Origin of the sequence: Pseudomonas sp. TH43, assembly GCF_016650635.1 — a bacterium.
Taxonomy (GTDB): domain Bacteria; phylum Pseudomonadota; class Gammaproteobacteria; order Pseudomonadales; family Pseudomonadaceae; genus Aquipseudomonas.
In genome coordinates, this window is the sequence record NZ_JAEKFI010000001.1 from 809,686 (window position 1) to 831,683 (window position 21,998).

The 21,998-nt window shown below is 58.8% G+C and carries 19 protein-coding genes and 1 pseudogene; 9 read left to right on the forward strand and 11 right to left on the reverse strand.

What is annotated here, in order from left to right:
• Window positions 1-17 precede the first annotated feature (17 nt).
• The 10 genes from JFT81_RS03485 to JFT81_RS03530 form a co-directional block, all read right to left on the reverse strand.
• Window positions 18-281 carry a PAAR domain-containing protein gene (locus JFT81_RS03485; protein ID WP_011333757.1) on the reverse strand — a complete coding sequence of 88 codons (264 nt, stop codon included), beginning with the start codon at window positions 279-281 and terminating at the stop codon, window positions 18-20.
• 93 nt (window positions 282-374) lie between these two features.
• On the reverse strand, window positions 375-716 hold the full coding sequence (locus JFT81_RS03490) for a hypothetical protein (protein ID WP_201226125.1): 342 nt from the start codon (window positions 714-716) through the stop codon (window positions 375-377).
• A 3-nt stretch (window positions 717-719) separates the two neighbouring features.
• Complete coding sequence (locus JFT81_RS03495; protein WP_201226126.1) at window positions 720-5,405, reverse strand: RHS repeat-associated core domain-containing protein; 4,686 nt, start codon at window positions 5,403-5,405, stop codon at window positions 720-722.
• Window positions 5,402-8,308 (reverse strand): type VI secretion system tip protein TssI/VgrG, encoded by a 2,907-nt coding sequence (tssI, locus tag JFT81_RS03500; RefSeq protein ID WP_201226127.1) that lies wholly within the window; start codon window positions 8,306-8,308, stop codon window positions 5,402-5,404. Before tssI ends, JFT81_RS03495 begins: the two co-directional genes overlap by 4 nt.
• A 126-nt stretch (window positions 8,309-8,434) precedes the next feature.
• The gene (locus JFT81_RS03505; RefSeq protein ID WP_007958075.1) at window positions 8,435-8,950 is read right to left on the reverse strand and encodes an Hcp family type VI secretion system effector; all 516 of its coding nucleotides are present in this window, start codon (window positions 8,948-8,950) and stop codon (window positions 8,435-8,437) included.
• A 435-nt stretch (window positions 8,951-9,385) separates the two neighbouring features.
• Window positions 9,386-10,408 (reverse strand): GlxA family transcriptional regulator, encoded by a 1,023-nt coding sequence (locus tag JFT81_RS03510; protein WP_201226128.1) that lies wholly within the window; start codon window positions 10,406-10,408, stop codon window positions 9,386-9,388.
• 50 nt (window positions 10,409-10,458) lie between these two features.
• Complete coding sequence (locus JFT81_RS03515) at window positions 10,459-11,580, reverse strand: agmatine deiminase family protein (RefSeq protein ID WP_201226129.1); 1,122 nt, start codon at window positions 11,578-11,580, stop codon at window positions 10,459-10,461.
• Between the two features lie 53 nt (window positions 11,581-11,633).
• Entirely contained in the window at window positions 11,634-12,737 is a 1,104-nt protein-coding gene (locus JFT81_RS03520; RefSeq protein ID WP_201226130.1) for an extracellular solute-binding protein, read from the reverse strand.
• Window positions 12,738-12,739: 2 nt separating this feature from the next.
• On the reverse strand, window positions 12,740-13,648 hold the full coding sequence (gene aguB / locus JFT81_RS03525; protein WP_201226131.1) for an N-carbamoylputrescine amidase: 909 nt from the start codon (window positions 13,646-13,648) through the stop codon (window positions 12,740-12,742).
• Between the two features lie 3 nt (window positions 13,649-13,651).
• Complete coding sequence (locus JFT81_RS03530; protein WP_201226132.1) at window positions 13,652-14,704, reverse strand: agmatine deiminase family protein; 1,053 nt, start codon at window positions 14,702-14,704, stop codon at window positions 13,652-13,654.
• 111 nt (window positions 14,705-14,815) lie between these two features.
• On the opposite strand from JFT81_RS03530, the gene JFT81_RS03535 reads away from it, so the two are divergent.
• Window positions 14,816-15,676: a LysR substrate-binding domain-containing protein gene (locus JFT81_RS03535; protein WP_201226133.1), complete on the forward strand. Its 861-nt coding sequence runs from the start codon at window positions 14,816-14,818 to the stop codon at window positions 15,674-15,676.
• Here the strand turns inward: JFT81_RS03535 and JFT81_RS03540 are convergent.
• Window positions 15,654-16,580 (reverse strand): LysR family transcriptional regulator, encoded by a 927-nt coding sequence (locus tag JFT81_RS03540; RefSeq protein ID WP_201226134.1) that lies wholly within the window; start codon window positions 16,578-16,580, stop codon window positions 15,654-15,656. The two genes, JFT81_RS03535 and JFT81_RS03540, sit on opposite strands and share 23 nt — an antisense overlap.
• Before the next feature lie 114 nt (window positions 16,581-16,694).
• Here JFT81_RS03540 and JFT81_RS03545 point away from each other — a divergent pair, with 114 nt between their 5' ends.
• The 8 genes and pseudogenes from JFT81_RS03545 (at window position 16,695) to phnE (ending at window position 21,987) form a co-directional block, all read left to right on the forward strand.
• Window positions 16,695-17,096 (forward strand): RidA family protein, encoded by a 402-nt coding sequence (locus JFT81_RS03545; protein WP_201204194.1) that lies wholly within the window; start codon window positions 16,695-16,697, stop codon window positions 17,094-17,096.
• Between the two features lie 73 nt (window positions 17,097-17,169).
• Window positions 17,170-17,727, forward strand: a complete 558-nt coding sequence (locus tag JFT81_RS03550; protein ID WP_201226135.1) for a helix-turn-helix transcriptional regulator — start codon at window positions 17,170-17,172, stop codon at window positions 17,725-17,727.
• 75 nt (window positions 17,728-17,802) lie between these two features.
• Window positions 17,803-18,387: an HD domain-containing protein gene (locus JFT81_RS03555; protein WP_201226136.1), complete on the forward strand. Its 585-nt coding sequence runs from the start codon at window positions 17,803-17,805 to the stop codon at window positions 18,385-18,387.
• Between the two features lie 87 nt (window positions 18,388-18,474).
• A pseudogene (locus JFT81_RS29380) lies at window positions 18,475-18,582 on the forward strand (SDR family NAD(P)-dependent oxidoreductase); the annotation flags it as partial.
• A 165-nt stretch (window positions 18,583-18,747) separates the two neighbouring features.
• Window positions 18,748-19,611: a putative selenate ABC transporter substrate-binding protein gene (locus tag JFT81_RS03560; RefSeq protein WP_201226137.1), complete on the forward strand. Its 864-nt coding sequence runs from the start codon at window positions 18,748-18,750 to the stop codon at window positions 19,609-19,611.
• Window positions 19,608-20,405, forward strand: a complete 798-nt coding sequence (locus JFT81_RS03565) for an ATP-binding cassette domain-containing protein (protein WP_201226138.1) — start codon at window positions 19,608-19,610, stop codon at window positions 20,403-20,405. The genes JFT81_RS03560 and JFT81_RS03565 overlap by 4 nt, the downstream gene beginning before the upstream one ends.
• The gene (locus tag JFT81_RS03570; protein ID WP_201226139.1) at window positions 20,399-21,223 is read left to right on the forward strand and encodes an ABC transporter permease subunit; all 825 of its coding nucleotides are present in this window, start codon (window positions 20,399-20,401) and stop codon (window positions 21,221-21,223) included. Before JFT81_RS03565 ends, JFT81_RS03570 begins: the two co-directional genes overlap by 7 nt.
• On the forward strand, window positions 21,220-21,987 hold the full coding sequence (phnE, locus tag JFT81_RS03575) for a phosphonate ABC transporter, permease protein PhnE (protein ID WP_201204207.1): 768 nt from the start codon (window positions 21,220-21,222) through the stop codon (window positions 21,985-21,987). Before JFT81_RS03570 ends, phnE begins: the two co-directional genes overlap by 4 nt.
• The last annotated feature ends 11 nt before the right edge of the window (window positions 21,988-21,998 follow it).

A 21,998-nucleotide genomic window follows, 5' to 3' on the forward strand; every position in this document is an offset into this window, starting at 1 on the left:
CAAAGAAAAAATCCGGATTAGCTGACGACAGCCCCTTTCGGGCCACTGGCAATCAACGCAGCACCGCAGGCGGTTTTCATGCCGTCGAGGGCGATGGGCGTGCCATCGACGGTGTAGGTACTGCTGCCCTCGGCAATAGGGAATATCCCTTTGCACAATGGGCAACTGACTTTGTGACCGACCCCGGCAATGGGCTTGCCGTTGAGGTCGGTCCGGGAGAAGGCTTCGAGGACTTTGCCACCGTGGGTGGTGGAGTCGCCGAGGCGAATGGCGTCTTTCATGGTGTCACTCCTTTGACCAGATCACTGAAACTCCAAATTGATCCGAGGGATCAATCAAACGTGAAACCGGTGGTGAACCGGCTTCAATATTTCTTACTCAGCCATCCAGACATCTTCATAGCCGGCTGTATCGATGATGAATTTTGCGCCGGTGGGCAGACAAAGATAATTCACAGTCTGGGGCAACATTTCACTTAGGTGGTGAACATGGACAGGCTTGTAAAAGTCATCTGCCGCCGAGTACTCACCGCAGTGAATGAACCAACTGATATTGCCGTCCTCGGGCAATTGCACTCTTGTGCCGTAGATCGGCGACTGGCCAAGCGAATCAATAGCAACCGCGACCATCTCTTCGGGCGGTTGCACAGGCATTCCATACTTGCTACAGATTTCTTTCTGCGCTTCGTCCGGATAAACAGCTTCAGCCTTTTGCATTAATCAGATCCCCAGCTTGGTTTTCATACATTTTGAATACGATGATGCATGCCCACCTTGTTTCCTTGAGCAGACGGGGCAATGTGATTGCACCGCCAACAATGAGGACTGATGCGTCACATCGTTAGTACCCGTTCGATAATACTCCACCACCAAAGCATCTTTGTGGTCAGCAACCATTTTAGGCGCCACGGTTCCACACACCACACAAGGAGCGCCTTGTACCGAAGCAGTTTGCGCCGCAGTAGGCCCACACGCCGAACTTCGAGCATAAGGCTGAGTGATGCCCGGTTTTGGATCAAACTGACTCTTGTCGGGGATACCCAAATTGCTCACCGGAACGGTTTTCCCGGTGCCGTCGGTGGTATTCGTCAAGCCTAGGGGGTCAACCCAGCCTGTTGGGTTGGGCGCGTATGCGTAGGTGTTCAAACCACCTGCATAACCCACCGGGTCCTTGCTTATGAATCGACCGACACTAGGGTCGTAGTAGCGATGGCGGTTGTAATGTAGGCCGGTCTCGACATCGTGGTATTGCCCTTGGAAACGTATCGGGTTAGCCAATCCCAGCTGTTGAGCTCGAGCGGAGCTTTGCTCACGAACCTCTCCCCATGCCTTGTAGTGAGCATTCCAGGCAATATCACCATTCTGATCAGTGAGTTCTAATGGTGTACCTAGTCGATCACACTGGTACCAGGCAATGGCATCGAAACCATGTACTGTTGGCTGATGATTCCACAGGGGATCGTCGTCTAGTGTGTAGTCGCCAACATAATCGGGCAGTCCTGACAGTTGAATCGGGCCGTTGGAAACAGCCTGGGCTACCGGGATGTAAGTGCCAGGCTCATAGACGTAATGAACTGTTCGACCCGTTCCACCATCTGCTTGAGCAGGACTGCTTTCCCACGCGAGGTTATCTCCGTCCCAGCCAAATAAAGTGAATCCGCAGCCAAACTCTCTCTGTTTACGAGCACGTTCGTTGTGATTCCACTGAGACCCTGCCTCTGGACGCTCCTTGTAATGAGCATTGGAGCTCTTGTACAGGCGCCGGCCCAACGCGTCATAAGCGAAATCGACACTCAAACGTGCATCGTCGAAGTTCACCATTCGATCAAACAGATCCCAGCGCATGCGGCTGTAGCTTCCGTTGTGCCATCGCTGGATGAGATTGCCACGCTCATCGTACTCATAGTGAGTACCGGCATATTCACGCAGGAGGTTGTCGAGCAACTTGCTGCGCGGTGTGTCCTGATCAAGCGGTTTTCGAACCTGTGTAACCGCGTCATCCAATAGATTGCTGGCCGGATCAAATGCAAATGTTTCAATGCCTAGTCGGCTGACGGCACTGACGAGACGGCCAACCGGATCGTAGCGGTATGCCAATGGGCCGCGCCGAGTGTCGTTAATCTCGGTCAACTGGCCCACCGCATCGTACTTGTACTCGCGCTTGAGTAGAGTCGATTTGTCGTCAGTGCGCCCCAGTAGCTGCTCCTGAAGACGCCCTGCCGGGTCCCACTTTTGTGTTTGTAGCAGCTGGTTACCTTGATGGCGTGCCACTTCACGGTGCAGATCGTCACGCTCGTATGCAATCAGATCATGATCGTCCAGCCGCAATCCCAGAAGATGGCCACTTCCGTAAGTCAGCCAGCTCACCTTATGCCCGTCTGGCCGAACCGTCGCTATGCGTAGATTGAGAACGTCATACTCATGTTTCCAGACAGCTACAAGAGGCTTGTCGAGATCCAGATAGTGCTGGTGTTCCCGAACAAGATTGCCGGCAGGATCATGAAACCAGTTCAGGCGACTGTTGCCGTTGCTGGCCATGACAAGACGGCCATTTCCGTCATAGGCATATGCTTCACTTTGGGACTCACCACCGAGGTTTGCACGACGATCGGTCAGCCGCCCCATGGAGTCGAATTCGAACTTGATGACACGCTGGCCATTGAACTTGCTATCCAGGCGCCCGGTTTCCGGATTGTATTGATAGCGAGTCGTGCGTCCATCAAACCCCCTATCCTCCAACAATCGGCCAAGCGGATCATAGTGAAAGTGGGCGCGCTGTTCATTTTCGTTCTCGAGGGCCACCAGACGCCCCAAGCGGTCCCAGCTGTAACGCAAGGTCTGCTCGGCGGCATCTACACGCTCACTGACGAACCCTGCGGCGGTATAACTCCAAGTCGTGCATTGCCCCAGTGCATCAACGTGCGCCAGCAATCGACCCTCCGCGTCCCGCTCGAAACGCTCTTCTGTTTTGTCAGGATGTTTGATCAGCACCAACTGACCATTTCTGTATTCGTATTCGGTGCTTTGCCCGGCGGCGTCAGTGAAGCAGATCATCTGGCCACGCGCGTCGTACTCCCATGCGCTGGCCTTGCCAGAACAGTCAACGTATTTGGTCAGCTGACCGGCGTCGTTGTATTCGATTGTTTTTTCATTGCCGTTGGCATCTTTGATAGCCACCGGCAACCCGGCCTTGTTATAGGCGTACTCCGTCGTGTTGCCTAAAGGATCTATTGCCTCCACAAGATTGCCGTGATCGTCATATCCTCTCTGCCACTGACCACCTTCTGCGTCACTGATTTTGATCAGTTGATCATGGTCGTCAAAAGCGTAGTACTCGACGCTATCATCCGGGCGGATGTGTTCAACCATGTTTCCGCGGGCGTCGTAGCTAAAGCGATCGGTAGTTCCATCCGTATGAACATGACGAACCAAATTTTTGGCCTCGTCACGGAAGAACCATTCAGAGCGCTCATCTGAATGACGGATGCGATACGTGTAGCCAAGGATGTCGTAGTAGTGCCAGGTTTCGTTGCCGTATGCGTCCGTCACATAGGTCAAACGAATATTGTCATCCCACTCAAGACGCGTATCGAAGCTGCCATCGTCAGCCCATTCCCGAATAGCTCTTGCGTCGGCGCCACGCCCCTGCCATTCGATGTTCATGCCCCGGGCGGTTCGATCGGTATAGCGAGTGATCAAGTGGTGCTCGTACTGATACGACCATACGGCGCCATTCTCATCTTGGGCCAGGATCAGATCGCCGAAGCTGTCGTATTGATAACTGCACAGTTGACGCTGAGGCACCCCATCCTTGATCTCCCACAAACCGGTAAAGCGTCCGTGATCATCAATCAACGTCCCCAGATGCGACAGCACTTGAGTGACTTCGTCCTGATAAGTCATCAAGTCTGACAGGATCGATTCGTCACCGTGACGATGCTCGTAATGAAGCATGATCCCGGCACCGTTACGAAGTACAACGCCAGCCAACAGATAGCGACGCCCATGACGGACGTAGGTTTCCTTGCGCTCGAAGCCGCGACACAACAGCAACTGATCTTCACTGCTGCGGATCAGGGTGACGTTCTCTACAGGGTCATAGTGAAACAGTCCGACCTTGGGAAGTGGGTAGTCGTGGCTTCTGCCATCCGAGCCAAAGAAGACCAAACCATCATCCCGGCAGTCGAAGCGTGTACTCAGTTCGGTTACCCAGCGTGCACCCAATGAGCCTTGGTCATAGGCATTCAATCGAGAGTTATAGGTTCTCGACCACTCGATTGGAAAAGCACCGGGCAGACTGAAATCGGTATGACGAAGAAGCTCTGAGCCCAGCGAAAAACTAATACTGTGGCAGGTACCAGTACAAGCGACGTTCTTGTTTGGATTGGCTGCACCTTTGGCCGGTGCTTGATGACTGGAGGCCTCTAATTGACCCTCCCCGGCCTTGTGCTGTGCCTTGCTGGTCGCATTGGGTTTGACGCTCGCGCTCTGACCATGCCCACGGCGCTTGCGCCACGTCAAAACGGCACCGCTGAGCATTTGCAATAACCAGCCAATCGAATGACGTGTACCTGGATCCCCCAACTTGCTCAGTTGGGTTTTTATCTCAGGCCCCATGGCTCTCAAGGTTCCGGTATGCGTCAAAACCAGCTTTTTAGCCTGATCTGGAAGCAGGTTCTTGGCTGCACTGTTGGCGACGCCCTTACCTACGGCTTTGTAAGCACTGAAGGCGGCGCCAAAAATGTTACTGATGGCCGCTTTAGGATCATTGAGCAACTGATTGCCGGCAGCCGTGATTTTCTGGCCAGCGGCGCGAGCATCACCCTTCGCATCAAGCTTGCCGTTAACAACGGCCTCCAGTCCCTTTGCGATTTCCGTCACAGCGCTTTCGCCCAGCTTGCCGGCATCGGCTAGAATGCCGGACAGCTTGCCCTGCGCCTGTTTTACGAAGTCATCAATCGTACCAACGATGGTCGCGTTCAAATGACCGACCAATACTTCGATCATTGAATCGCCCAACAGCATTTTGGCGCTGTTGCGCAGTTCCTGACGAACTAGAACCAAGGTCGGACGCAAGCTCATGCGCGCCGCAGCCATCGTGGGAGGCGCGGGTAATACACCAATCAGGTTGATGCCCAAACTCACCCAATCGAGTAGTTCGCGCTGCTTGCTTTTGGCGAGGGTCACGATATCGCCAAGCGCATCAACCAGCGCCATGATGTTGCCGACAACAGGCAACGCTCCAGCTACACCTTTGATACGATCCAGCGTAACAACATCGCCACTGATAGATCGCAGCCAGGCATCAAATCGGGCCGCACCGCGCCCAACATCCTGCACATCCAGAGTGTTCAACGGTACAACGGCGACCTGTGGTTCACGCTTTTGCCCGGCTGCATCGGTCATGACAAAACTTCTCCAGTCAGTAGGCTTGGAGTCTTAACAACGGATTTCGGTATCGTCGGCGCCGGCAGACTCGGCAACTTGCCGGACTTGTTCGCCGCCCCCAAAATCCCCGACGCACTCGGCATCGCAGCGCTCGCCAGCTTCGGCAACCCGGCCACACCGCCCTGCACCACGCCTTTCACTTGCTGTGCTGTTTGCATCGCACCTTGCGCCGTCTGCACCGCACTCATCCCTGTTTGTGCCATGTCCTTGCCCTTCTCCAGCATGTCCCAGCTCTTGCTCGGCAAGACCTGCGCGACCATCGCCTGCACCTGGCTCGGCACTTCTTCAGCCCCCGGCGGGTTCAACGGCCATTCCGGTTTGCCGATGTAGCTGCCATCGCTCCAGGTGTCCGCCGGATCCTTGCCGAACAACACGCGCGCCGGCCCCGGTGCGGCGCCCGCGACGCTAGCGAAACCTTTGCCGTCGAGCTTGCCCTTGATGCTTTTGCCCAGGGCGTCGATGACTTCGTAATCTCCTTCCTTGATGCCCTGACGCCCAGCGTACTGGTTGAACAGTTCCAGATTGCCCTTGCCCGGTTTCGGCGGTTCCGGGAATACACCGGCCAGACTTTTCGCCCCGGTGTAGGCGAAATTCGCCGCGTGCGCGGTGTACGGGCCGCTGGTGGCGTGGGTGATGCCACCGGCGTTGTAGGTCGTGGCGCTGCCGCCGCCCTGAATCACCAGTTCGGTTTTCGCGGTGATGGTGATGCGGTCGGCGTTAGCGGTGATGTTGAGCTTGGCCAGCAGGTTGATGCTGTCTTTCAGCGCACGCACGTCAATGTCGCCGGATGCTGCGACCAGCCGCCAACCCATGCTTTGCACGAAAAGACGCATGCCACGACTGGCACTGGCCAGCAGGCGTTTGCCGATCGACAGGCTGGTGTGGCCGGTGCTGCTCAGCGCCAGGTGTTCGCCAGTGGCGATGTGACTGGAGCGCGGCGTGGTCAGGGCGATGCCGGCCGGGCTGGCGAGGACCAGATGCGGCTCGGTAAATTCCGGAAATTCGTTGGCGGTGAGGTTGGCCGGGCCGCTGCCGAGCACGCCTTGATGCTGGGCGTGCAGCGCTTTGGCCACGTCGTCCTGATCGCCCGCTTCCTGCGCTTGCAATTCCTTGGCCTGCACCGCGAAGCCGTCCTGCTGATCGCTGGCGGTGGCGAGGCGTTCGGCGGTTTCCGGCAGATCCTTGTGGTGCTTGGATTCATTCGGGCGCGGCTCGGTGGTAATCAACAAACCGGCAGCGGCACGTACGGCACCGTGGCGATCGGTGCGCAGTTCAAAACCTTCGCCGCGTGGCTGGCCGCCGCTTGGACGCGGATGAGTCAAATAACCGAGGTTGATCGCACTCGCACCGTGGTCACTGCGCAGCGCAATACTGATCTCGCTGGTGGTGTCGTCGATGCGCAGTTCGTTGGCGCGGCTGCCTTTGTATTCCTTGCTCTTGACCGTGGCCAGGGTCTTGAAATCCGGCAGTTTGTACGGCGGCAGATTGGCGCCGTGGTACAGGCAACCGGTGATCAATGGTTGATCCGGATCGCCTTCCAGGAAGGTGATCAATACTTCCATGCCGACCCGAGGAATATTGATCGAACCAAAGGTCTCGGCGGCCCAGCTCGATGCGACGCGCATCCAGCAACTGGTCATGTCGTCGTGCTTGCCTTCGCGATCCCAGAAGAACTGCACCTTCACCCGGCCATACTGGTCGCAGTAGATCTCTTCGCCTTCAGGGCCACAAACCACCGCGCTTTGTGTGCCGAGGACTTTTGGTTTCGGGTGATCAAGTGGCGGACGGTACGGCACGTCCCACGGGATCGCGCTGAAGCGGTTGCGATAACCCTGATGGAAATCGTCCTTGTTGTCGGTGGTGTCGCTGGTCACCGACTCTTCGAGCACCTGCGGCTGCTTGCCTTCGTGGAAAATTTCAGTGAGCAGCCACAGGTCATTCCACGTCGGGTTGGCGTGGTCGGTCAGGGCGAGGAAATGCCCGCTGACCAGAATCGGCTGATCACTGTTGCCCTCGGCCAGACGGTAGTCACTGCGATGGCGTTCCAGGGCGCGATTGGCCAGGTGTTTGCCGCGCTCGCGGTCAACGAAACGGCCCGGGTAATCGTAGTCTTCCAGATCCGGCTGGGCGCTGCTTTTGGCATCGCTTTCCAGCTCGATTTTCGGTTTGACGAAGTCGTAATCGCGGCGCGTGGTGCGGCTGGTGCGGGTGGCCAGACGCAGGCCGAAACGCTTGACCACCGGTTTGTCGGCAACCAGTCCTGAATCCTGCTGATAGGCCACCGGCGCGAGTTTCGGGAACACCGTCTGGTCATCGCCGAAGGTCAGTTTGTGGCCGCTGGCGGTGTGCTGGAAGTGGTAGTGAATCCCCTCCTCTTCGCACAGACGCTGGATGAAATCCAGATCCGACTCGTCGTACTGCACGCAGTAGATCCGTTCCGGATAAATTGCGCTGAGCTGGAAGTGGTAGTCACTGGCGAGGATGCCGTGTTCTTCCAGGACCTTGCTGATGATCTGCTGCACGGTCATCTGCTGGAAGATGCGCTGGTTGACCCGGTGCGCGAGGTACGCCAGTTGCGGGCGCAGAGAGATCTTGTAGCGCGTCAGGCGCTTGCCCGCCTCGCCCTGGGCGATGCTGTAGACCAGCCCGTGAATGCCGCTGCCGCTCGGCGACAACTGAAGAAACGCCAGTTTGTGCAGCACGCTTTCGAGGTTGATCGAAGCCTTTTCGCTGACCAGTTCCAGTTCGAACTCGAAGGGGGTATTGAGTGCCTCTCGACCGGTGAACGACAGCACTTGAAAATCGCTGTCCACGCCATCGACGGTCAGATTGAAATGAGGCTGATTGGCCGGTGAGAACATTCCCTTGTTCCTTGCGCAGTGCTGCGACGCGCCTCAGATTGCAAGAATCTGACGCGATAAATTCTTTAAAAGTGAGTGCGCCCCGACCAGCGATGCCGGCCGGGGCGGTACAACCATCAGCCGTGATTAAACGACTGGAGCACGCCAGTCATCGGAACCCGAAGTACCGGATACTTCGTGGGTCCAGGTGATTTTGCGGTAGGTGAATTGCACTTCTTCCAGGTGCGTGAAGTGCGCGTTGGACGGGTCCTGGCAGTTGTGCATTTTGTTGTTGATGGCGACGATGATCGCGTCTTCCAGTTTGGTGGTGTAGTAGTGCTCTTGGGTGCCTTGAGCCGAAGTGCGGTACCACTGGATAACGATTTCGCTCATGCGCTCGCCCGAGGTCAGCGCCGCTTGCAGCAGAGGCGAAGCCTTGTCGTAGACCTTGGTGATCACAACTGGCTTGTGTACGCGCTGACCGGTTGGCTGACCGGATTGCGGGTCACGCGGGATGATCACGTCGTGGGTGAATGCCTGAACCATGACCTGGTCTTCATGACCTTCCTGGTAGGTGTTGCCAACGGAGTCGGCGGTGAAGGCGCCTGCAGTGATCAGGCCTTGTTTTTCGCCGGTAACCGACATGTACGCTGGTGTTGCCATGGGGATGCTCTCCTTGCTCAAAAAGACTCACTCGACAGGCACCATTGCCCATCAGAGTGGCGATGAGCTATCAAACTTCATGCCAGATACCACAAAGCCCTTTCGGATCAATGCTTTGAGCTGGACCCAGCGCATTCCTACGTCGTTTAAACCAAAATAAACAAAGAAAAGTGCGCAACTTCTTGCGCAGTGGTGTGCAAGAAGTTGCGCACTCGTCTGTACAGAACGGATTACTTGGCCTGGAGAGATGTGTCCACAGGGTTATCCACATTTGAGTGCGCAAGAAGTTGCGCACATTGGTGTGAGGGCCAAAATCAGGAATCCAGAGCCCCTCACCCTAACCCTCTCCCGGAGGGAGAGGGGACTGACCGGGGTGTTTGGGGGAGGTACGCCGACGTGTGAAACCGTGTTGAACTCGGGTTAATAGACGGCTTGTTATTTAACCAGCCGTTTTTCTTTCGACGGTCGATAGCCGAAATACGAGCTGTAGCATTTACTGAAATGGCTTGGCGAAACGAAGCCACACGCCACCAGCACTTCCACCTGCGACAACTCGGTGTGTTGCAGCAAGCGTCGCGCTTCGGTGATGCGCAGCTCCAGGTAATAGCGCTGCGGCGTGGTGCCGAGTTGCTCCTTGAACAAGCGCTCCAACTGACGCCGTGAACGACCGGCGTAAACCGCCAGTTGCTCCAGCTCCAATGGTTCTTCCAGATTGGCGTCCATCAGCTTGACGACTTCGCGCAACGGCGCACTGACGCAGATGTTTTCATCCGGTTTGATCCGCCGATAGCGCGATTCCTCGAACGCCAGAATATCTTCGATGCCCTCGACCAACGCCTTGCCGTGCAAGCCTTTGATCCAGTCCAGCGCCATGTGAAAAGCGCCAGAGGGGCCCGACGCCGTTAGCCGGTCGCGATCGATCACGTAAGGCTCGCTGCTGACCTGGGTGGATTTGGCGATTTCGGTGAGCGCCGGGCGATGTTCCGGGTGGATCGCGCAGCGATAGCCGTCAAGCAACCCGGCGCGCCCGAGAAACCACGCGCCGTTCCACAAACCGGCGAGGGACACGCCCCGCTCCGCCGCCGCCCGCAACAGGCTGGTTAGCTCATCCGTTGCCTTCAGCTCGGTTCGGTAACCGCCGCAGACCACCAGCAGATCCAGATCATCCAACGCCGCCAGATCAATCCGTGCGTCCGGACGAATAACCAGGCCCAGATCGCTGATCACCTCAGCTTCGCTCAAGCCAAACGTGCGCGACGCAAACAGCTCGGCGCGCAACAGGTTGGCGGTGATGATCGTGTCCAGCGCCTGGGTGAAGGCCGGCAACGAAAAGTGTTCGAGCAGCAGAAAACCGGTGCGCGTCATGCGGGTGTCAGCCGATTGCTCATTCAGATAGCGGAGGTTTTTCCCCTTCATGCCTCCGCTGAATTGGCGTCGTTCGATCAAGGTCTGGTCCATCGGTCATGTTGTTATCCGCCGATAGTTGGCCCGATCCGCCGCAGAGTCAATCACGCCTGTGGCTGGTGACTGGTCACACAGTGAATCCCGCCGCCACCCGCCGCAATCGCATCGATGTTGAGCTGGACGATTTCACGATCCGGATACAGCTTGGCCAGCAGATCAAAGGCCTTTTGGTCCGCCGCTTTGTCGCCGAACTCCGGGGCGATGATCGCGCCGTTGATCACGAAATAATTGATGTAACCGGCGGCGAAGTCCGGGTTGTTCTTGTTGAATTTGGTGGTGCGCGGTTTGAGCGGCGGCGAGATCGTATGTATCTGCAGCTTGCGGCCATCAGCGTCAGTGGCGTTTTTGAGAATCTCCAGGTGCGCCAGCGTTACCTTGTGATCGTAGGACTCCGGGTCGGTGTCGAGGTTGGCGATCACCACGCCCGGTTTGATGAAGCGTGCGTAGAAATCGACGTGGGCGTCGGTGATGTCTTTGTTCTTGATCCCCGGCAGCCAGATGATTTTGCGCAGACCCAAGCGCTCCTTCAATTCTGCCTCGACATCAGCCTTGCTCCAGTCGGGGTTGCGGTTGCTATTGATCCAGCTGCTTTCGGTCATGATTCCGGTGCCATGGCCATCGACTTCGATACCGCCGCCCTCGCCCACCAGTTCGCTGCGCTGATAAGTCGCTTGCGCATCGGCAGACACCAGTGCGGCGATTTTCGCGTCTTTGCTGTGCTGCTGTTTGTTGCCCCAACCGCTGAAGTTGAAATCCACGGCACCCAGCCCGCCCTTGTCGTCGATGACGAAATTGGCGCTGATGTCACGCATCCAGATGTCGTCCAGCGCTGCAGTCACGTAGGTGATGTTGCGGGTGCCGCAAAACTCTTCGGCGAGACTCCGCTCGTTCTTGCGGCAGAACACGGTGATCGGCTCATAACGAGCAATGGCCCGAGCGATGCGACCGAGGGCTTCCTGGACGTCTTCGGTGAAGTCTTCCCAGATCGCATCCTGCGCGCCGAAGGCGATATAGGCTCGCTCGTGTTTGTCACCCTCGTCGGGCATGAACCAGCGTTCCTGTGCAGCCGCGAGCACTGTGCGCGGCGACAGGCCAAGGCTCATGACCGCGGCACTGACACCGGCAACCACCGAGGCCTGTTTAATGAAATCGCGACGAGTCGTCATGGGTGCTTTTCCTGAATATCGGTGAGGGCCGGCGATGGCTCGCCGGCCGTGGATCATTGGCCAGTGGCGGTTTTGAATTTGGTCCAGGTGCGCATGCGGGCACGCATGTCGGCCTGGGAAATGTCCTTGCCCGCAATCAATCGAGAATAGGTCGCTTCATCAAGATAGATGTCCGGGTTGTCGCGCATCACCGCATCGACGCCCGCCCGCGCCCTGGCGCTGGACGTCGGGTAACCGGTGGCATTACTGATCGCGGCCATGTTCTCCGGACGCATGACGAAGTTGATGAACGCGTAGGCGTATTCCGGGTGTTTGGCGTCTACCGGAATGGCCATGGTGTCCATCCATATCGTCGTGCCTTCGCGGGGCACTCGATACTGAAATTTCGTGTGCTTGCCGGCGCTGTCGGAGGTGCGCTGCGCCTGGGTCATGTCGCCGCTGTAACCGAGGGACAGGCAAAGGTTGCCGTTGACCAGATCGGTCACCGGTTGCGACTGAAATTTGCGGATGTAGGGGCGCAGTTTCATCAGCAAATCACTGGCTGCGGCCAGATCTGCCGGTTTGGCGCTGCGCGGATCGCGGCCGAGGTAATTGAGCACGACGGCCAGCACTTCATCCGGCGAGTCGATCACGGAGATACCGCAGTTGGCGAATTTGGCCGCCAGTTCCGGCTTGAACAGCATGTCCAGACTGTTGACCGGCGCATCGGCCATGCGCTGTTTGATCTGCTCTTCGTTGTAGGTCAGGCCGATGGTGCCCCAGGTATAGGGCACTGTGGCTTTTTGAGAATGCTCGTAGTGGCTGCGCAGTTTCTGCAAACCGGGTTCGATGTCGTCCATTGCCGTCAACTTCGATTGATCCAGCGGCATCAGGCTGCCGGCGCGCATCAAGCGCTCGGCCACCGTGTCGCCGGGAAAAATCAGGTCATAGCCGCTGCCGCCGGAGAGCATTTTCGCCTCTAACGTTTCGCTGCCATCCAGAACGTCGTAGATCACTTTGATCCCGGTTTCGGCGGTGAAACGGCTCAGGGTGTCTTCGGCGAAATAATCGGCCCAGTTGTACAGCCGCAGGGTTTTGTCTTCGGCATGCGACGACGGCATGAAGCAGGTCAGTGCCAGGCCTATCGCGCCGAGCAAGCGTTTGTGGTGGGTAACCATAATCAAACCCCTTGAGTGTTCCAGCGTGCATGAAGGTGGCGACCGTCCTGACTCAGCAGCGGCCCATACATTTCCGGACGTCGATCGCGGTAGATGCCCCAGCTCAAACGCTCTTCGCGCATGGCTGCCAGATCGAGGCTGTGCAGCAGCACGCCGGTGCTGTCGCGGTCGGCTTCGGCGAGCAATTTGCCTTTGTGATCGCAGATGAACGACGAGCCGTAGAAGCTCATGTGCAGATCTGGATCGGTGGTCGCGACTTCTCGGCCCACTCGATTCGACGCCACCACCGGCAGCAGATTGGCGGCGGCGTGGCCGCGCATGGTCATCTGCCAATGGTCGCGTGAATCCAGCGCCGCGCAGCCAGGTTCCGAACCGATCGCGGTGGGATAGAGCAACACTTCAGCGCCCATCAAGGCCAGGCAACGCGCCGTTTCGGGGAACCACTGATCCCAGCAGATACCGACGCCGAGGCGCCCGAACGCGGTGTCCCAGACTTTGAAACCGCTGTCACCGGGGCTGAAGTATTCCTTCTCCTGATAACCGATGGCGTTGGGGATGTGGGTCTTGCGATACACACCCGACAGGCGCCCATCGGCATCGGCCACGGCCAGCGAATTGAAGTAGGCGTTGCCGGCCTTTTCGAACCAGCTCAGCGGCAGCACCACACCCAACTCCCGGGCCAGCGCAGCGAAGCGAGCGAGTACGCGGCTGTCGCGATACTCCTCGGCCAGCGCCATGTGCTTATGGCTTTGTTCGATGCAGAAGTACGGCGTGGCGAACAATTCCTGCAACAGGATGACTTGCGCGCCCTTCTCCGCAGCCTCCCGCACCAGACGTTCGGCCTGATCGAGATTGCCGGGTAAATCCCAGGTGCAGGGCATTTGCGTAGTGGCAATGGTCAATAACGTCATCGCTCAACCCTCCAGCGGCCAGGCTGGCTGTTGCTGGGTGATGCAATGCACCCCGCCGCCACCATGCGCCAGATGATTGATCCGCACCGGCACCACTTCACGACCGGGGAAGGCTTGCTCCAGCACTTTCACCGCAACGTTGTCTGCCTCGATGCCGTACGCCGGCATGATGATCGCGCCGTTTGCGATGTAGAAATTGGTGTACGAAGCGCAAAACACTTGGGCTTCGGTGTCCACCGCCTCGGAGGCTTCGTACAGTTCGATCAGCTCGAACTTGCGGCCATGGGCATCGGTTGCCAGTTCCAGCGCGCGACGGTTTTCCCGTGCCACTTCGGCATACACCGAGCTGTGATCGTGAGTCGCATCGACCAACAACACACCCGGACGGGCGAAGGCGCAGACGCCGTCGACGTGGCCGTCCGTGACGTCGCCAGTGACGTAATCCGGATCGCCCGGCAGCCAGATGGTTTTTTTCACGCCGAGCAGTCGGCTGAAGATTTCTTCCATCTCGGCTTTGCTTACGCCCGGGTTGCGATTGGGGTTGAGCAACACCGATTCAGTGGTGATCAACGTGCCTTCGCCGTCGACATGGATCGCCCCGCCCTCGTTGCTCAACGGCGTGCCGAAGCATTCCAGGCCCAAGTGATTGAGCGCGCGGCGCGCCACGCTTTCGTCCAGATCATGGGCCGACTTGCCGCCCCAGGCATTGAAGCGCCAGCTGACGCCGGCCAGGCCTTGTTGCGGGTGGCAGACAAAGCTTGGGCCGGAGTCACGGAACCAACTGTCGTTGACCGCCAACGGAATCAGCTCGATGTTCGGCCCGCACAACGCTTTGGCGCTGGCGACCGCCGACGGATCGACGACCAGTTTCACCGGTTCGAATCGGGCGATAGCGTTGGCGACGCGAGCGAAATCTTCCTGCACCTGCGCCAGGGTCACGCCCCAAACCGACCCCCACAGAGCCTCGTTGTGCGGCCAGACCATCCACGTTGCGGCGTGGGTGACCCACTCGGCCGGCATCATCCATCCGCTGTTTTTATTGTCGTTGTACTGCATGATAAGCCTCGTAAGTTAAGCTGCTGTGTTCAGAGCGCTCATGCTACGAGCCGTAAATCCAGCAGACAAACGATGGATTTTGCGGATAACTGATTAGAGGAGCTTATCGATATGCTTAAACACTGGCCGCCGCTCAGCTCTCTGCGCGGCTTCGAAGCGGCCGCGCGACTGGGCAGTTTTCACAAAGCCGCCGGTGAGTTGCACCTCACGCAGTCGGCGATCAGTCAGCAGATCCGCAGCCTTGAGGCGTATCTGGAACAACCGCTGTTTTTCCGCAACGGTCGCAGCGTGGCACTCACCGATGCCGGCAACGATTTGCTCAGCACCACGCAAGCGATGCTGCAGCAATTGGCGGTGGGGATTCGTCGGTTGGGGCAGTATCAGAAGCCCAATCAACTGGTGCTCAACACGACGCCAGCATTCGCTCGGCATTGGTTGTTGCCTCGATTGGCAGATTTTCGCGCGCAGCATCCCGAGGTCGATCTGTGGATTTACAGCACCGATGAAGTGCCGGACATGACCACCCAGACGATTGATCTGGCGGTACGTGACGACATCAGTTCCCAGGCCGAATGCAGCTTCAAAGTGCTGCATGCCGACCGCCTCTACCCGGCCTGTCATCCACGGGTTTTGGCGCTGCCCGTGACGCAACGCACCACCCTGCACGGCGAGCGCGAAATGGACTGGAGCCACTGGGCGGTGGAAGCCGGAATCGATGTCGGCCAACAGGATCAGGGCTTGAATTTCTCCGATCCCGGGTTGCTGCTAGAAGCCGCCAGCGCCGGGCTTGGCATCGCCCTGGTCAGTCGACTGCTCAGCCGTCAGGCGCGGGCTGAGGGCCTGTTGCAGCCGCTGGTCGAGGACACTATCCGCGGGCCGAACTGGGCGCTGCTGACCCATCGCGACAGTGAGCATGATCCAATGGCACGCCGTTTCAGCGAGTGGTTGCTCAGTAACCTGAGCGATCAATAACCGGAGCGTGCTGCGCCATGACCTCGACAATCCAGTCAATGAACACGCGCAGTTTGAGGCTGACATGGCGGTTCGGCGGGTACGCCACGTAAAGTGGCATCGGATCGAGTTGCCAGTCTTCGAACAGCGGGACCAGTTCACCCTGAGCCTGGTGAACGGCTGACATGTACTTGGGCAGCCACAGCACGCCCATACCGGCCAGCCCTGCCGCGAGGTAAGCATTACCATCGTCGACCGCCAACACATGACGACCTTTGATGTGCAGGTTTTCGCCGGCGCGGTGCAAGGCGTACGGCACGGGTTTGCCGGTGCGAGCCCAGAGGAAACCGACCACGCGGTGATGGGAGTCTTCCAGTTCTCGGGGATGCGCCGGCGTGCCCTCGCGAACCAGGTAAGCCGGTGCAGCAAACACACCCAACTGAAGATCGGCGATCTTGCGCGCCATCAATGACTGATCCAGCAACTCGCCGCCTCGCACCACGCAATCGACGTTCTCATCGATGATATCGACGATGCGGTCGCTGACGCCCATGTCGATCTGAATGTGCGGATAACGCACGTGAAATTCGGGCAATGCGGGAATCAGGATCAACCGCGCCAGCGGGCTCGGTACGTCAACGCGCAGTCGACCGCTGGGCAATGCCGCCGCGCCGGGCAGGCTGGTTTCGGCATCGTCGAGGTCGGCCAGTAACCGGATCACCCGTTGGTAATAGGCCGCGCCATCGGCGGTGACATTGACCTTGCGCGTGGTGCGGTTGAGCAATTTGACTCGCAGCCGCGCTTCCAACTGCTGAACCAGCTGGGTCACGGTGGTCTTGCTCATGTGCAAGGTTTCTGCGGCTTTGGTGAAACTCCCCGCCTCGACCACCCGCGCAAAAGCCTGCATTGCATCGAAACGATCCACACTCGCCCCTTGATTGTTTGGTTTTTACAAACAGTGAACGCCAAGCTTGCGCGTTTATCGCCCGACTGCAAATACCTAAAGTGGCCTCATCAACTCAAATGATGGAGGCACCCCATGACTCAGCGCGATGTTGTTTTCCCACCGGCCCGGCGAGCGCTTTACGAGCGTCATCGCTACTCGCCCGCGGTACGTTCGAATGGCTTTCTTTTCGTTTCGGGGCAAGTCGGCAGCACCGAGGACGGCTCACCCGAGCCCGATCTGCCAACCCAGGTCCGGCGAGCCTTCAGCAACCTGAATGCGATCCTCGACGAAGCTGGCTGCAGCTTCGACGACGTGGTCGATGTGACCGTGTTCATTGTCGATCCGCAATCGAAGTTCGAAACCATCTGGAATATCGTGCTGACGGAGTTCTGGGGCGATGCGCCGCATCCGACCGCGACCGCTGTGGGCGTGACCTGGCTGTATGGCTTTGATGTCGAGATCAAGGTGATCGCCAAGCTTCCTGAAGCAGCCTGATCGTCAGGTCGATTTGCAGCGCGGGCCGGCAGTCTTCAAAGTGTTGGCCCTTCAATCTCTCTCGACATCCCCCATGGCTGATCCATTGCTCAAACCCGCTCTACCCGGCATCGCCCTGCGTCGTTGGCGCTTGTTGCATCGCGTAAAGCAAAGCCACGCTGGCGAGATGTTCAACGTCACCCAATCGACCATTTCCCGTTGGGAAAGCGGTATTCAGGCGATTGACCCGGTAGCGTATCGACAGCTGGAGCAACTGCTCGCCGCCCGTCTCGATACAGCCGCCGATCAAGCCCTCGCCCGGCTGGTGAGCGAAAGCACACGACCGGTGCATCTGGTCTGCGACCTGACCCACCGTTTGCTGGCCTGCTCTGCTGCCCGTGCCGCGCAATTCGCCAGTCCGTTGAGCCAATTGCTCGGGCGATCACTGTGGCGCTTCGCGACCGCGGAAATTGCCCGCAATGAACGGGCGCTCGACACACTGGGCTGGCGTGAACTCCAGGTAGCGCCGGCGCTGGAATTTGTCACCGGCAGCAACGACTCCGACCTCGTACCGATCCGCCAGAGCCTGTGCCGCTGGACACGTATTCCACTGTCCGACGGTACATTTGCGCGGCTGGTCGAGACGCTCTGAACGCATACTTTATGCGTGGACGCTCAAGCGCATCGGCTCTAGGCTTGTGACTCTGTTCCACCACCGGGTACGTGTATGGACCTCGAAAAAATCAGCCGACGCCTTGAATTCCTCCGTGAAGCAGAAAAGCTCAAGGACGTCCTGAGGAGTGCGCACACCTCTGGCGGCCGCACCGAAAGCACTGCCGAACACAGCTGGCGCCTATGCCTGATGGCAATTGTCTTTGCCGATGAGCTGGCCGGGCTCGACCTGCTGAAGGTTCTCAAGATGTGCGTGATTCACGACTTGGGCGAAGCTATCAATGGCGACATCCCGGCAGTCGTTCAGGACGCATTTCCCGACAAAAGCGAACAAGAGCGCATCGACCTTCTGCTGCTCACCGACTCGCTCGATGATGCCCTGAGAAGCGAAATTCTCGCGTTGTGGGACGACTACGAAAACGCCCGTTCTGCCGAGGCCAAAGCGGTCAAGGCACTGGACAAGCTGGAGACCCTGCTGCAACACACTCAGGGCTTGAACCCGGTGGATTTCGACTACCACTTCAATCTGACTTACGGCAAAAAACACACCAGTGCCGAACCGATCTTCGCAGCGCTGCGAGCGCTTATCGACCTTGATACCCAGGAAAGAATCGACTTGAACATGACAGACCGTTCGTAAATATTCGGATACACCCATTCGTTTGCCATTTCAGCGGTCGTTTGTTTGCATGCTCGACCATCAGCAATCTGATCATGGAGACGATCAATGAAGATTTTGGTGGTGGGTGCCAGCAAAGGCTTGGGCAGAGCTTTTATCGAAGGCTTGGGCAACGCTGGAGACACATTGACGGGCGTTTCTCGCACACGCCCGAACGATTTCCCTCCCAGCCATACTCGACGAGCGCTTTTAACCGCGCACACCTGATGGCGCTGGCCTTTGTACGCATGAGTACGTATAAACTCGCCGATTCGTCTACCCTCACGTAGCGCCCTTTTTCAGCTCTTCACCTATTTTCACGCCGATGAAATGGAGATTTCTATGCTCAAGCGAACCCTGGCACTGACCGCCGGCCTGGCCCTGTCCTTTTCTGCGCTGGTGGCACAGGCCGCCGATGTATTGCGGGTCAGCGCGATTCCCGATGAAGCGCCGACCGAACTGCTGCGCAAGTTCGAACCGCTGGGTGCCTATCTGGAACAGCAATTGGGCATGAAGGTGCAGTTTGTGCCGGTGGCCGATTACCCGGCAGTGGTTGAAGCGCTGGCGACCGATCGCCTGGACATGGCCTGGCTCGGCGGCTTCACGTTTGTGCAGGCACGCTTGAAGACCGATGCCACGACTCCGGTGATCCCGCTGGTGCAGCGTGAACAGGATGCGCAGTTCACCAGCAAATTCATCACCGCCGACCCGAATGTGCATAGCCTCGCCGATCTGAAAGGCAAGACTTTCGCCTTCGGCTCCGTGTCGTCGACTTCGGGCAGCCTGATGCCGCGCTATTTCATGCTGAAAAACGACGGCATCAAGCCTGAAGCCTATTTCAGCCGCGTCGCCTACTCCGGCGCCCATGACGCCACCGTGGCTTGGGTGCAGGCCGGCAAGGTCGATGCCGGTGTACTCAACGCCAGTGTCTGGCAGAAACTGGTCGATGCCGGCAAAGTCGACACCACCAAGGTCAAAGTCTTCGCCACCACCCCGACCTACTTCGATTACAACTGGACAGTGCGCGGCACGCTCGATCCGGCGCTGGCGGCGAAGATCAAGAAAGCCTTCCTCGATCTCGACCCGGCCAACCCTGAGCAGAAGAAGATCCTCGACCTGCAAGCGGCCAGCCGCTTCATCGACACCAAGCCTGAGAACTACAAGGGCATCGAGGAAGCCGCCCGCGCCGCCGACCTGCTGAAATGACCCTACGCCTCAACCAGGGCAGCCTGCGCCACGCCAATGGAGTCGACGCCCTGCGCGGCGTCGACTTACAGATTGGCGCTGGCGAACAGGTCGCCATCATCGGCCCGTCCGGGGCCGGCAAATCGAGTCTGCTCAACCTGCTGGCCACGGCCCTGCGGCCCAGCAGCGGTGACATCGAAGTGCTGGGTGAGCGCGCCTGGCACTTGTCCGCGCGTCAACGGCAACGTCTGCGTGCCCGAATCGGCCTGGTGCATCAGGCACCACCGCTGCCGCCGCGCCAGCGCGTGGTCACCGCGGTGCTGGCCGGGAAACTGGGCCAGTGGAGTCTGGGCAAAAGCCTGCTGAATCTGTTGCATCCGCTCGACGTATCGGGCGCACGCGCGGCATTGGCGCGGCTGGATCTGGGCGACAAACTGTTCGCCCATTGCCAGCAATTGTCCGGCGGCCAGTTGCAGCGTGTGGGCATCGCCCGCGTGTTGTATCAGGCACCGGAAATTCTGTTGGCCGACGAACCGGTGTCGGCGATGGACCCGGTCATGGCCGCGCACACACTGTCGATCCTGTCGCGCCATGCGCGCGAGCACAACGTCACGCTGGTGGCGAGCCTGCACGCGGTGGATCTGGCGCTGTCGCACTTCCCGCGCATCATCGGTTTGCGTGACGGGCAGATTCTGTTCGACAGCCCGTCCGATCACGTCAGCCCCGAGATGCTCGATGCGCTGTACGCCAACGAAAAACTGCAATCGCCGACCGCTGCGGTGGCCCCTTTGACTGTGCAGATTCCACGATGCTGAAGGCCGATTCACGGGATCCGGCCGCATGGCCAAGATTACTGCTGACGTTGTTGGCGATTGCTTTGCTGGTGCCGGGCATCCAGCTCAGCGAACTGAACCTGGGCGTGCTGCTGCCCGACAGCCAGAACGAAATGGGCCGTTTTGTCGCGCAATTCTGGCCACCGGCGCACGACGAAGCCTTTCTCCAGTTACTGCTCAAAGCCACCCTGCAGACCCTGGCCATCGCCACGGCCGGCATGGCGTTGGCGCTGTTGTTGGCGATACCGGCCAGCCTGATTGCCAGTCGAGCGCTTTCGCTGTCCGCGGCGTCCAGGGGCGGCGTGCCCAGTCGATTGGGCCGTCTGCTGCGCTGGCCGGTGCGCGGTTTGCTGATCTTTCTGCGCAGCGTGCCGGAAATCGTCTGGGCGCTGTTGTTTGTGCGTGCCGTTGGCCTTGGCCCGGCTGCGGGTGTGCTGGCCATTGCGATCACCTACAGCGGCATGCTCGGTAAGGTCTACGCGGAGATTTTCGAGTCGACCAATCAGCGCCCGGCGCACGCATTGCTGCAGGCCGGCAGTGGTCGACTGGCGGCGTTTGCTTACGGCACGCTGCCCAATGTCGCGGCGGAACTGCTGTCGTACACGGTCTATCGCTGGGAATGCGCGATTCGTGCTTCGGTGGTGATGGGTTTTGTCGGTGCCGGTGGGCTCGGCCAGCAGATTGACCTGTCGATCCGTATGTTCGCTGGCGGTGAAGTCGCCAGTATTCTGTTGGCCTTTCTGATTCTGGTCTTGGGCGCCGATCAACTCAGCCGTTTGCTGCGCTGGAGGCTGACATGAATCGCCTGATCAACCTGCTGCTGATCGCCGCCATTGGCGTGGCCGTCATCGCGTCCTTCAGCTATCTGGGGCTGGACCTCGGTGAGCTGGGCAGCGCCACCAGCCTGAAACAGATGAGCGCGTATGTGCAGCGTTTTCTCAGCCCGGACTTGAGCGCCGATTACCTGAAAGCGATCTTCCATGGTTCGATGGAAACGCTGGCCATGTCGGCCCTCGGCACACTGCTCGCGGCGGGATTCGGCATCGTCATTGCCCTGCCTGCCGCCGGGCGTTTCGGCTGGCCACTGCAAAGCCTCGCGCGGCTGCTGCTCAATGGTCTGCGGGCGATTCCGGAACTGGTCTGGGCGGCGCTGATGGTGCTCGCCGCCGGGCTCGGCCCGAATGCCGGCACCCTCGCCCTCGCCCTGCACACCACAGGCGTACTTGGGCGTTTGTTCGCCGAAGCACTGGAAAACACCCCGCCACAACCGGCCGAAGCCATTCGCTTGCAGGGTGGCAATCCGGTTCTCGCCTTCTGCTACGGCACCCTGCCGAACCTTGCGCCGCAATTGCTCGCTTACATTCTGTATCGCTGGGAAAACAACATCCGCATGGCCAGCGTGCTCGGTTTTGTCGGCGCTGGCGGCTTGGGGCAAATGTTGTATGTGAGCCTGAGCCTGTTTCAGGAAGCCCAGGCCAGCACAGTGATCCTGGCGATGCTGGTGCTGGTGTTCGTGGTTGACTGGTTGAGTGCGTGGAGCCGCCAGCGCTGGGTTAAAGCGTAGGCGGCCCGGCC

Bases quoted from the DNA above. Each gene is read 5' to 3' on its own strand.
- JFT81_RS03485 (WP_011333757.1), bottom strand. From the start codon at position 281: ATGAAAGACGCCATTCGCCTCGGCGACTCCACCACCCACGGTGGCAAA.
- JFT81_RS03490 (WP_201226125.1), bottom strand. From the start codon at position 716: ATGCAAAAGGCTGAAGCTGTTTATCCGGACGAAGCGCAGAAAGAAATC.
- JFT81_RS03495 (WP_201226126.1), bottom strand. From the start codon at position 5,405: ATGACCGATGCAGCCGGGCAAAAGCGTGAACCACAGGTCGCCGTTGTA.
- tssI (WP_201226127.1), bottom strand. From the start codon at position 8,308: ATGTTCTCACCGGCCAATCAGCCTCATTTCAATCTGACCGTCGATGGC.
- JFT81_RS03505 (WP_007958075.1), bottom strand. From the start codon at position 8,950: ATGGCAACACCAGCGTACATGTCGGTTACCGGCGAAAAACAAGGCCTG.
- JFT81_RS03510 (WP_201226128.1), bottom strand. From the start codon at position 10,408: ATGGACCAGACCTTGATCGAACGACGCCAATTCAGCGGAGGCATGAAG.
- JFT81_RS03515 (WP_201226129.1), bottom strand. From the start codon at position 11,580: ATGACGACTCGTCGCGATTTCATTAAACAGGCCTCGGTGGTTGCCGGT.
- JFT81_RS03520 (WP_201226130.1), bottom strand. From the start codon at position 12,737: ATGGTTACCCACCACAAACGCTTGCTCGGCGCGATAGGCCTGGCACTG.
- aguB (WP_201226131.1), bottom strand. From the start codon at position 13,648: ATGACGTTATTGACCATTGCCACTACGCAAATGCCCTGCACCTGGGAT.
- JFT81_RS03530 (WP_201226132.1), bottom strand. From the start codon at position 14,704: ATGCAGTACAACGACAATAAAAACAGCGGATGGATGATGCCGGCCGAG.
- JFT81_RS03535 (WP_201226133.1), top strand. From the start codon at position 14,816: ATGCTTAAACACTGGCCGCCGCTCAGCTCTCTGCGCGGCTTCGAAGCG.
- JFT81_RS03545 (WP_201204194.1), top strand. From the start codon at position 16,695: ATGACTCAGCGCGATGTTGTTTTCCCACCGGCCCGGCGAGCGCTTTAC.
- JFT81_RS03550 (WP_201226135.1), top strand. From the start codon at position 17,170: ATGGCTGATCCATTGCTCAAACCCGCTCTACCCGGCATCGCCCTGCGT.
- JFT81_RS03555 (WP_201226136.1), top strand. From the start codon at position 17,803: ATGGACCTCGAAAAAATCAGCCGACGCCTTGAATTCCTCCGTGAAGCA.
- JFT81_RS03560 (WP_201226137.1), top strand. From the start codon at position 18,748: ATGCTCAAGCGAACCCTGGCACTGACCGCCGGCCTGGCCCTGTCCTTT.
- JFT81_RS03565 (WP_201226138.1), top strand. From the start codon at position 19,608: ATGACCCTACGCCTCAACCAGGGCAGCCTGCGCCACGCCAATGGAGTC.
- JFT81_RS03570 (WP_201226139.1), top strand. From the start codon at position 20,399: ATGCTGAAGGCCGATTCACGGGATCCGGCCGCATGGCCAAGATTACTG.
- phnE (WP_201204207.1), top strand. From the start codon at position 21,220: ATGAATCGCCTGATCAACCTGCTGCTGATCGCCGCCATTGGCGTGGCC.